The sequence below is a fragment of the Streptococcus cristatus genome (assembly GCF_003944225.1).
Taxonomy (GTDB): Bacteria; Bacillota; Bacilli; order Lactobacillales; family Streptococcaceae; genus Streptococcus; species Streptococcus cristatus_K.
In genome coordinates this window covers 18,296-29,947 of the sequence record NZ_RJPN01000012.1, presented here as the reverse complement: position 1 = coordinate 29,947, position 11,652 = coordinate 18,296, and the positions used below count along the sequence as shown (strand labels likewise).

Annotated in this window: 6 protein-coding genes and 1 other RNA gene; 1 reads left to right on the top strand and 6 read right to left on the bottom strand. The window is 44.4% G+C overall.

Annotated elements, in window-relative coordinates; all coding sequences use genetic code 11:
- Positions 1 to 4,059 precede the first annotated feature (4,059 nt).
- Positions 4,060 to 4,251, top strand: coding sequence for an aminotransferase class-IV (locus D8797_RS10480; RefSeq protein WP_125380479.1), 192 nt, complete (start codon positions 4,060 to 4,062; stop codon positions 4,249 to 4,251).
- Between the two features lie 14 nt (positions 4,252 to 4,265).
- Here the strand turns inward: D8797_RS10480 and D8797_RS10475 are convergent, their stop codons facing one another.
- The 6 genes from D8797_RS10475 to D8797_RS09580 all read right to left on the bottom strand — a co-directional run bounded on the left by D8797_RS10475 (position 4,266) and on the right by D8797_RS09580 (position 11,616).
- The gene (locus tag D8797_RS10475; RefSeq protein WP_125380478.1) at positions 4,266 to 7,049 is read right to left on the bottom strand and encodes a MiiA motif-containing surface protein; all 2,784 of its coding nucleotides are present in this window, start codon (positions 7,047 to 7,049) and stop codon (positions 4,266 to 4,268) included.
- Between the two features lie 403 nt (positions 7,050 to 7,452).
- Positions 7,453 to 8,925 (bottom strand): cell division site-positioning protein MapZ family protein, encoded by a 1,473-nt coding sequence (locus tag D8797_RS09600; protein WP_125380477.1) that lies wholly within the window; start codon positions 8,923 to 8,925, stop codon positions 7,453 to 7,455.
- 12 nt (positions 8,926 to 8,937) lie between these two features.
- Positions 8,938 to 10,092, bottom strand: a complete 1,155-nt coding sequence (locus tag D8797_RS09595) for a THUMP domain-containing class I SAM-dependent RNA methyltransferase (RefSeq protein WP_125380476.1) — start codon at positions 10,090 to 10,092, stop codon at positions 8,938 to 8,940.
- A 198-nt stretch (positions 10,093 to 10,290) separates the two neighbouring features.
- Positions 10,291 to 10,658, bottom strand: an RNA gene (gene rnpB / locus D8797_RS09590) — RNase P RNA component class B.
- Positions 10,659 to 10,672: 14 nt separating this feature from the next.
- Complete coding sequence (gpsB, locus tag D8797_RS09585; protein ID WP_125380475.1) at positions 10,673 to 11,017, bottom strand: cell division regulator GpsB; 345 nt, start codon at positions 11,015 to 11,017, stop codon at positions 10,673 to 10,675.
- A 71-nt stretch (positions 11,018 to 11,088) separates the two neighbouring features.
- Complete coding sequence (locus D8797_RS09580; protein WP_125380474.1) at positions 11,089 to 11,616, bottom strand: SLOG family protein; 528 nt, start codon at positions 11,614 to 11,616, stop codon at positions 11,089 to 11,091.
- Positions 11,617 to 11,652: the final 36 nt, after the last annotated feature.

Here is an 11,652-nt window from a genome sequence, read left to right as displayed (position 1 = left end):
GCTGAAGCGCTTGTACTTGCTGAGACAGACTGGCTGGCGCTCAATGAAGTTGAGGCTGACTCGCTTGTTGAAACTGACTGGCTCAAGCTTACTGATGCTGAAGTGCTTGTGCTTGCTGAGACAGACTGGCTGGTACTCAATGACGTTGAAGCTGATTCACTTGTTGAAACTGACTGGCTCAGGCTTACTGATGCTGAAGCACTTGCACTTACTGAGACAGACTGACTCAAGCTCAATGATGCTGAAGCAAACTCGCTTGTTGAGACTGACTGACTCAAGCTCATTGAGGCTGAAGCTGATTCACTTGTTGAAACGGATTGGCTCAAGCTCATTGACACTGAAGCACTTGCACTTGTTGAAACGGATTGGCTCAAGCTTACTGATGCTGAAGTGCTTGTGCTTGCTGAGACTGACTGGCTCAGGCTTACTGATGCTGAAGCACTTGCACTTACTGAGACAGACTGACTCAAGCTCAATGAGGCTGAAGCAGACTCACTTGCTGATACAGACTGGCTCAGACTTACTGATGCTGAAGTGCTTGTGCTTGCTGATACAGACTGGCTGGCGCTCAATGAAGTTGAAACTGACTGGCTCAAGCTTACTGATGCTGAAGTGCTTGTGCTTGCTGAGACAGACTGGCTGGTACTCAATGACGTTGAAGCTGATTCACTTGTTGAAACTGACTGGCTCAGGCTTACTGATGCTGAAGCACTTGCACTTACTGAGACAGACTGACTCAAGCTCAATGATGCTGAAGCAGACTCGCTTGTTGAGACTGACTGACTCAAGCTCATTGAGGCTGAAGCTGATTCACTTGTTGAAACGGATTGGCTCAAGCTCATTGACACTGAAGCACTTGCACTTGTTGAAACGGATTGGCTCAAGCTCATTGACACTGAAGCACTTGCACTTGTTGAAACGGATTGGCTCAAGCTCAACGATGCTGAGGCACTTGCACTTGCTGAGACAGACTGGCTGGTGCTCAACGAAGCTGAAGTGCTTGTGCTTGCTGAGACAGACTGGCTGATGCTCAATGAGCTTGAAGCTGATTCACTTGTTGAAACTGACTGGCTTGCGCTCAATGACGCTGAAGCAGACTCACTTTCTGAAACAGATTGACTACCACTCAACGATGCTGAGGCACTATTACTCAATGAGACTGACTGACTCAGGCTTACTGATGCTGAAGTACTTACACTTGTTGAAACTGACTGGCTTGCGCTCATTGACGCTGAGGCACTTACGCTTGCTGAAACAGACTGACTCAAGCTCAACGAAGCTGAGGCACTTGTGCTTACTGAGATAGACTGACTGGTGCTCAATGAGGTTGAAGCTGATTCACTTGCTGAAACTGATTGACTCAAGCTCAACGCAGCTGAGGCACTTGTGCTTACTGAGACAGACTGACTGGTGCTCAATGACGCTGAAGCAGACTCGCTTGTTGAAACTGACTGACTCAAGCTCAACGAAGCTGAGGCACTTGTGCTTACTGAGACAGACTGACTGGTGCTCAATGAAGTTGAAGCTGATTCACTTGTTGAAACTGACTGGCTCAAGCTCAATGACGCTGAAGCACTTGCGCTGGTTGAGACAGACTGGCTGGTGCTCAATGAGCTTGAAGCTGATTCACTTGTTGAAACGGACTGACTTGCGCTCAATGACGCTGAAGCAGACTCGCTTGTTGAAACTGACTGGCTCAAGCTTACTGATGCTGAGGCACTTGCACTTGTTGAAACGGATTGACTCAAGCTTACTGACGCTGAAGCAGACTCGCTTGCTGAGACTGACTGGCTCAGGCTTACTGATGCTGAAGCACTGGCACTTGCTGAAACTGATTGACTCAAGCTCAAGGACGCTGAAGCACTTGCGCTTGTTGAGACTGATTGACTCAGGCTTACTGACGCTGAAGCACTGGCACTTACTGAAACGGACTGACTTGTGCTCAATGAGGTTGAAGCAGACTCGCTTGCTGAAACTGACTGGCTCAAGCTTAGTGATGCTGAAGCACTGGCACTTACTGAGGCAGACTGGCTCAGGCTCATTGACGCTGAGGCACTTGTGCTTTCTGAAACGGATTGGCTCAGGCTCAACGATGCTGAAGCACTCGTACTTGTTGAAACGGACTGGCTTGCGCTCATTGACGCTGAGGCACTTACGCTTGCTGAAACAGACTGACTCAAGCTCAATGAAGCTGAGGCACTTGTGCTTACTGAGACAGACTGACTGGTGCTCAATGAGGTTGAAGCTGATTCACTTGCTGAAACTGATTGACTCAGGCTTACTGACGCTGAAGCACTGGCACCTGTTGAGACTGACTGGCTCAAGCTCAATGACGCTGAAGCGCTCGTGCTTGTTGAGACGGATTGACTCAAGCTCAACGATGCTGAAGCACTGGCACTTGCTGAAACGGATTGACTCAAGCTCAACGATGCTGAAGCGCTTGTGCTTACTGAAACTGACTGGCTGGCGCTCAATGAGGTTGAAGCACTGGCACTTGCTGAGACTGACTGGCTGGTGCTCAATGAAGCTGAGGCACTGGCACTTGCTGAGACAGATTGACTCAAACTCAATGACGCTGAAGCTGACTCGCTTGTTGAAACTGACTGGCTCAGGCTNACTGATGCTGANGCACTGGCACTTACTGAGACTGACTGGCTCAAGCTCAACGAAGCTGAAGTACTTGTGCTTGTTGAAACGGACTGACTCAAGCTTACTGATGCTGAAGTGCTTGTGCTTGCTGATACAGACTGGCTCAGACTTACTGATGCTGAAGCACTTGCGCTTGTTGAGACAGATTGACTGCCACTCAACGAAGCTGAGGCTGACTCGCTTGTTGAGACAGACTGGCTGGCGCTCAATGAAGCTGAGGCACTTGCACTTGCTGAGACAGATTGACTCAAACTCAATGACGCTGAAGCAGATGCTGAAGCACTTGCACTTACTGAGACAGACTGGCTCAAGCTCAGTGATGCTGAAGCACTGGCACTTGTTGAGACTGATTGGCTACTTGCTGAGACAGACTGGCTGGCGCTCATTGAGGTTGAAGCAGACTCGCTTGTTGAAACGGACTGGCTCAAGCTCAATGACGCTGAAGCTGATTCGCTTGCTGAAACGGATTGGCTCAGGCTCAATGATGCTGAGGCACTTGCACTTGTTGAAACGGATTGGCTCAAGCTCAACGATGCTGAAGTGCTTGTGCTTGCTGATACAGACTGGCTCAAGCTCAACGATGCTGAAGTGCTCTTGCTCAATGANACTGACTGGCTCAAGCTCAGTGACGCTGAAGCACTATTACTTAATGAGACGGATTGGCTACCACTCAATGAAGCGGAGGCGCTCTTACTTAATGAAACGGATTGACTTAAGCTCAACGATGCTGAAGCACTATTGCTCAATGAGGCAGATTGACTACCACTCAACGAAGCTGAGGCACTTGCACTTGCTGAGACAGACTGGCTCAAGCTCAGTGACGCTGAGGCACTTGCGCTTGTTGAAACTGACTGGCTCAGGCTTACTGATGCTGAAGCACTTGCACTTGCTGAGATTGACTGGCTCAAGTTCAATGATGCTGAGGCGCTTGTGCTTAATGAGACAGATTGACTCAAGCTCAATGATGCTGAAGCGCTCGTACTTGTTGAAACTGACTGGCTCAGGCTTAATGACGCTGAAGCACTGGCACTTGCTGAAACTGACTGGCTACCACTCAATGACGCTGAAGCGCTCTTACTTAATGAAACTGATTGGTTTAAACTCAATGACGCTGAAGCACTCTTACTTAATGAGACAGATTGACTACCACTCAGTGACGCTGAGGCACTCTTACTTAGTGAGACGGATTGGCTACCACTCAGTGAAGCCGAAGCACTCTTACTTAGTGAAACTGACTGGCTTAAGCTCAATGAGGCCGAGGCACTCTTACTTAGTGAAACTGATTGGCTCAAGCTCAGTGACGCTGAGGCACTCTTACTTAGTGAGACGGATTGGCTACCACTCAGTGAAGCCGAAGCACTCTTACTTAGTGAGACAGATTGACTCAAGCTCAATGAAGCTGAAGCACTCTTGCTTAATGAAGTTGAGCGGCTCAAGCTCAAGGACGCTGAAGCACTCTTACTTAGTGAGATGGATTGGCTACCGCTCAGTGACGCTGAAGCACTCTTACTTAATGAGACGGATTGGCTACCACTCAATGAAGTTGATGCACTCTTACTTAGTGAGATGGATTGGCTCAAGCTCAATGAAGCAGCGCTCTGACTCACTGAGACAGACTAACTACCGCTCACTGAGGCCGAAACACTATTTCTCGCTGAAACCGAGCGGCTGGCGCTCATCGATGCCGATTGGCTATTGCGCAAGGAAGTAGACAAGCTCTGGCTAGCAGAAACTGAACGGCTGGCGCTCGTTGAAGCCGACGCACTCGCTGATGTACTAGCACTTACTGAGGCACTGGTTGACTGTCTTTGACTTAGACTAGTTGAAGTACTGCTACTCTTATACTCACTATCAGAAAGTTTTACAGTGAACGTATCCGTAGTCTTATCTTTATAGATAATGGTAACTGTTCCATTGTTACTAATAGTAAAGGAATCAATACGTTTTTCCTGCTTATTGTTTAGTTTCTCAACAGCCGCCAATATACGAGTTTTTTCTTGAGGTTTTAATTCAGAAACATTCTCTACTTGGAAGGTTTCGGTCGGTGCTACCCCTTCCATAATATCTGTCAGTCTACCTTGCACAATACGGACATTACCTGGCGAAGCATTTCCTGCACTATTTTTATTCCCAGCCTTATCCGTTGCTACTGCATTACGTTGCCAACTATTTCTACCATTTTTATCGTACTCTAGATTATCATTCAAATGAGCTCTTACTGTAATGCGAGCTGGACTAGCAGTAGTTGCTGTGATATTCCCCGTTAAATGATCTACTGTTCCCGTCCCATATTTATTATCTTCAAAGAAATTATTTTTAAGGGCTGAACCATTTGCATCTTCATTTGAAACAATCTTAAATTCTGATAATTGCCCGCTATTATCTGTAGCAGTGAAATTAATTTGAATATCATCTCCTGCGTACACAATATAGTTGCCGTTTACAGGTGTTAGAGTTTGACCGTTACGAGTCACCGTCGCACTTGGAACTGGAACAGCATCCACATTAGCTGGGATAACAGTTGTAGTATTATCACGGTAGGTAATGGTAATATTCCCATTTTCAGCTACCGCAATCGTTCCGGTTACGCCATCTTTCGTAAAATCACTACCAGATAAAAGCGACTGGTTTTTTTCTTTAAATTTTTCAAGTACTTGATTGCGTTCACTTACAGTCAAAGAAGAGGGATTCTTAACAATAACGGTATCCCCACTAACTGGGTTGTGGCGTTCGTTGAAGCCTTTGATATGGAAATTCGTACGTGCTGTAGCAGTCAAGCCATGAATATCTGTTACTGTGTACTCCAGAACATAGGTACCAGGCTTATAGGGTTTCCAAGTTCCGTTTTCACGACCCACCGTCCCTATTATGTTAATAGTGTATGTTCTTTGACCACCTGTTTTATTCCCCCTTTGATCATAGATATATAGATCTCCAAATTCCCCTTTCTTGTTAGTTGGATAGTTCGGTGCTTTTAAACCTGTAATAATAGCATTGGATGGGGAGGCCGTGATTTTAGCCATCCCTTTATCATCATTCAGTCTTATCTGAAAATTATTGATTGCTTCATCATTATAAATTGTGATAGTAGATGGCATAGAGATTGTAGGTGGATTAGAAGCCGCACGTAGGTGTGCCCCTCTAGTAATCACTGTCCCATTTCGTACATCGCGTACACCAGAATTAGCCGCAAAAACAGCATTAATAATCGAATTACGTGCTAAAGTAGCTTTTTGCACTACTGTTGTTAAATCACTAGTCGGATCAGCTAGGGCCTTTTCAATTTCTGTTAGCGCTGCATTGGCCTTAACAAGAGCTGAATCCGTATTTGGCAAACCAACTGCTTTTGCTAGATAGTCACCTATTTCAGCTGAAAGATTGGTCAACTTCCTACGGTTTTCTTCTTGTTGTTTAGCAGTGACAGACTCTTTTGGTGAAGTGGTCACGGTCTTATCTACCGTTTGACTCTTCTCAGCTTGCTTAAGCTCGTCCTTGCCTTGGGCTTGGTTCTTATCAGCTACCACACCAGCTGCTAAGTTGTTGCTGGTCGCGAGGGCTTGGCTATTGCTCAAACTAGCACTAGCTACACTTTGTCCTGCACCAGATGAAACAAAGCTATCAGCAACATTGACTCTGATATCCAGTGAGACAGAATTAGAAGCTGAGACGGAAGCATCAGCTACTGACGCGCTAGTTAGCACTTTATCCTGCTCTAGAGAAGTTGTATTGTTAGCACTTTCTAGCTTAGCGGGCGCTTTGCTCTCTGATACTTTTGCAGCAGGCGCAGTACTCACTGATTTGCTAGTCAAGACTGAATTGCTAGCAGATACAGACCGGCTGATAGAAGTTAAGTTACTAGCGGAAACTGATTGGCTGAGCGATTGACTAACAGACTGGCTAGTCGAGATACTAAGAGAGACTGACTCACTTGTAGAGACTGAAGCGCTGACTGACTGACTAACTGAAACAGAGGCCAACTCAGAAGCCTGTTCTGCTTTTGCTTTTCGCATTTCTGCTTGCGCTTGAGCAATGATCGAATTTGTACTTGCTTCTGTTGCTTCTTCATTGTCCTTGACTTCAGCTGAAATAACTGCTTTATCAGTAGATTCAGATATTTCATCTGCATAGACAGACTGCTCCTGAGTCACCATTAGCCCCGCTGCCCCAGCGGCTAATATCCCTCCCAGACCTGCAAGAGTATTGAGGCTCAGATGGTCGTGATCAAGCTCTTCAGTATCTGACAAGCTGCTTGAGACAACTTCTCCCATTCCACCGATACGAAAGAGGTCGAGTTGAGAATTTGAAGCTTTTACCCAATTTTTCCCAGACTTATAGAGCTTATACCGCTTCTTTTCGTCAATAATCTCGAAATCTTTGTTATATTTCTTACTTCGAAACATCCTTTTCCTTTCCTTTTCCTTTCCTTTTCCAACATGCCAGTTTTTGTTAATCTCATGACCATTAGCAAAGAAGCTGGCTTATTGCATGCTATAGTTTATAAGCAAAAATACACACTTTTTTACATTTTTATTCTAGGTGCCCTAATGCTCCAGATAGTATTTTAACAAAAATAAGACAAGAATTCAATCTATTGAAATCTTTATTTATTGACAATAAGCTTGATAAATCAAGCTATTTTAAACTATCCATATTAACCTAGAGATTTAAACTACAGGTTAATATAGTAATTAACAATAAGTAACTATTTATACAAAAAAGCTAGACGGCTGACCCAAGATACTTGACTCAGAACCGTCTAACTTTTTCTTTATCATATTTTGAATGAGTTAGCGAGAAAGGTGATTAATAATCCAAATCTTCTGCATACCCAGCTCCATTCCCTACAAAGTAGCCTGTCTTACAGTTCATACTAAATAGATAAGTACCATCTGGTTTATAGAGATTGTAGTAGCCATTCCCCTTGACAATGTTAACTTTTTCAAGGATAAACTGATCTCCTGTGATATAGCCACGCTCGCGAGACACCTTGAGGATCGTTTCTAAAACACCTGGATTGAATGTCCAAGCAGGATTGTTCACATCATCGATAGCTGCTTGATTGTAAGGCACACGGCTAAGGTGGCGCTGGAGGTTAACTCCTGCACTTGGCAGTCCGATACCAGTTTCTGCATTTCTAATGCCACTAGGATCACTAGGCGCTGGATTAACAGCTGGCGGCGTTGATGGTGCAGCTGGCACTGTTGGTGTTGTTGATGGCGCTGACGGTTCCACTGTTGGACTAGGCGCCGGTGCTGGTAGCTGCTGACTGCGTCCTTGAGCAATAGCCGCCTTCAAGACCTCATCCAACTTGTTATTACCTGTCGATACATCTGGAAGATTAGCATTTTCTTTCACTTGGGCGTCTGTCTTCAAGAGACCATCAACGATAGCACCCGTATTGAATTGCGAATTCACACTTTGGATAGCAGAAATTTGCTTAACAAGGTCATCATACTTTTTCTTAGCAGCTGTGTATTCTGAGCTGCCAGTTAAGACATCTAACTTAGCCTTCAACTTGTCCAAATCACCAAATTTATCATTTTTGATAGCTGTCTGACTACTATCCGTAAAGAAGCTAGCATAAAGGTCTTCAAATTCTTTAGCAGCCTCTTTCTTAGCTTCACTGGAACTTACAGATTTCTTTTTGCTAGAAGAAACTGTCGAACTGGAACCAGTTGTCGACTTGTGACTCCCCCAGCCTTGATGAAAATACCAAGTCGTTCCAGCGGCAAGCGCTACAAGACCTAAGGCTGAGTATAGGAAGGCTTTCTTCTTGTAGAAAGGCTTTGTCTCAGGCTCGTCCTCATCTTCAAATACTGTCGGAACTGGCTTTGATACCGGCTTTGTTGCCGGGATGACTGGTGCTTCAGCTGCAACTGTTAGCGCTGGTTGTGCAGCCTTTGTAGTCTCTATGTTTGCTGAATTTGCAGTTTCTGCTTTCACTGGCTGCGCCGAAGGTGATGCCGTATTGGCAGTATTTTCCTTCGCCTGAGACTGACTCTTAAGCTGTTTGATGGTCTCTTGTATCAAAGCTTCTTTTTGTTGTGCCAGCTCTTCCATGATTCTCAGCTTTTGGGTTTCAAATTTTCCAGCCTCGATTTCATCTCGGTGTTGCTTGATGTACTTATCTAGGATATTGTCTCCTTCAGTCACACCAGCCTCGACTTCCTCGTTTTTCCGAGCAGCCTGACCGACCGTCATCTCTTTCGCATCTTCTAAGTCAAGAACGGTTTCTTTTGCTTCTTGCTCTGTTGGCATCTTTTCTTCTTTGCTCACAGCATTTCCTTTCTAATCTAGTTGTCTTTTGACCCTCTGGCCAAAGTATTGATATAAATCAACTTTTAAAGTACCATTGTAAAGTTTTCGCTTTTTATCCGCCTGACTGCCATATTTGGCTTCAAAGGCCTCATCACTGGTCAAGATAAATTTACTCCAGGTCTTCAACGGAGCAAAGGTCTCTCCCATTTCTTGATAGAGCTTGGTCACCGCATCATCGTCCAACAAACGCTCACCATAAGGCGGATTGGAGATAATAACCCCATTGATTTTGTCCGTATGAAGGTCTTGCAGACGCATTTGCTTAAATTGAATCTGGTCAGCAACACCCGCTTCTTCCGCATTTTTCTTGGCAATCTCTACCAGACGAGCATCCAAATCGGAACCTGAAATATCCAGCTGGATGTCTTGGTCAATCTGAGCTAGGGCCTCTGCCCGAAGCCGACGTACCAAGTCCTTGTCAACCCAATTCCAGTCTTCAAAAGCAAAGGAACGATGTAAACCTGGCGCCATCTTCATCCCAATCATAGCCGCTTCGATACAGAAGGTTCCTGATCCGCAAGTCGGGTCAATCAAGGGTTTGTCCGGATACCAGTTCGACAAAAGCAAAATCGCTGCTGCCATATTTTCCTTGATTGGCGCTCCGCCTTTTTCTGTCCGATAGCCACGTTTGAACAAGCTAGAACCGCTGGTATCAATCATGACCGTCACAAGGTCTTTTAAAATGGAAACTTCAATCTTAAACTCTGCTCCATTTTCCTGCAAGGGGACACCTTCTGGACGAGCATAATGCTTTTGCAGTTTTTTCACAACTGCTTTTTTTGAAATGGCTTGAACACTGGGCTCATTATGCAGTTTTGACTTGACGCATTTGGCTTTAGAAATGGGAAATTTGGCACCTAAGGGCAAATAATTTTCCCAGTCCAAAGCAAAGACGCCTTGAAAAAGCTCTTCAAACGTTTTGGCTGGAAATGTTCCCACAACAATCTTAATCCGATCCGCTGAGCGCAGCCAGAGATTGGTTTGAATGATGGTAGCGATGTCGCCACTAAAGCGAACACGGCCATTTTCAACCTGACAATCTAGACCCAAATCTCGGATTTCACGGCCGACAACGGCTTCCAGACCTGCTGCTGCAGTAGCAATTAAATTAAATTTTTCTTTCATTCTTTCTTACTCTATCACTATCCGCTGAGCCACACCGTTAAAAACTGGCCTCAGCTAGAAATCAGAATGTTCTTGCTTGGCTCCTCTTTTTGAGAAAAAACTTGCTTTCCTATTTTGTCCCTTACAGCAATCTTCTGTCTAAGGGGCTCTATATCTTAATCAAAAAGCTAGCATACGCTAGCTAACCTATGTGCAATTTTCTATAAGCCATGTTTTGTTCCAGAAATGACTAGGTACCATCTCCTTCGATAATCATCTGTCTACTGTTTCCAGTCAGAATGCTATGTTCGTTTCCACGCATTCCGTGCCCCGACCAAAGTTTGGGTTGCTAGCTTGAGGGGTTTACCGCGTTCCACTTCTTCTGTTTCCAGAAGAACTACGTCACTGTGGCACTTTCAGACCTATTCAGACCTATCTAAAGACTTAGCCTTTTCAGTCGCCGTAACGGATTGCTCCGTCCCTAGGCTTATTGTTTCGCCTAGCACAAACACTACCAGCATCACAGCCGGTGCTAGCATGGACTTTCCTCATGAAAATATCAAATCTTCACGCGATTATCCAAAAATTGCACTCTGCAAAATTATTGCTCTTCGTTGTCCAGAATTTGCTTGCCAAAAACTTCCTTTTCCAAACGGCTTAAGCGCTTCAAAATATCGAAGTTAGTCGCTGTTCCCATCTGTGGCATCTCAATCGTTGGTTGAGCTGGCTGACTAGGCACCGAAGGAGTAACAGTCGCTTGATTCGATACTTGTTCTTTGAGAATAGTAATCTCCTCACGCAACTCCTTTACCAAGGCTGCATAAGTTTCATAATCCTTAATCACACCATCTAAAAATTCATCCACTTCAGCCTTGCTATATCCTCGCACTTCACGCTTAAAGTCTTGATCAAAAATATCTTTTGCTGTATAAATAATACTCGCCATGCTCTCACTCCAATCTAGTTTATCATATCCAATTATATACGAAATCACCTATAAAAAGCAAGATTTATACCCTACTTTTCCGAAAAAATTTCTGCAACCTCATTCAGATCATCAAATGTTAATTTTTTGATAAAATACTGTTCTTGATTCTTCATCTCCCTGTAAAGATACTTAAGATTGGTCTCATTTTCTTCATCGTAAAACAGGTAAGCCCCGTCCGTATTTTGAAGCAGAAATTGGTTGTACTCGCGAAATTGACTCGGATTTTGATAGCTAGGATAAGCATATTTGACAAAATCTACTTGTTTAAAATCCGCTAGTTTAGCCTGATTTCCTTCGTTCCAATTTTTTCCCTGATCCTCAAAAAGAAAAATCGTAGCAATCTTGAAATTATAATCTTCTCTTAATTCCTGAGCAACTTCCAAAACCCAAGTTTCAAAACCTAAATTTCCCGTGAAGATAAGCCACTCCAATCCTTCATCCAGCAGGCGCTGTAAATCCCGTCTGACTGCTTCTTTGATGATCTTGATGCGCAGGTCTTTCTCATTCATAATGCCAAGTTCAAAAGCCTTATACCCTACAATTAATAGACTTGTCATTTATTCTCCCTCAAAAAATATTTTTATGATATAATA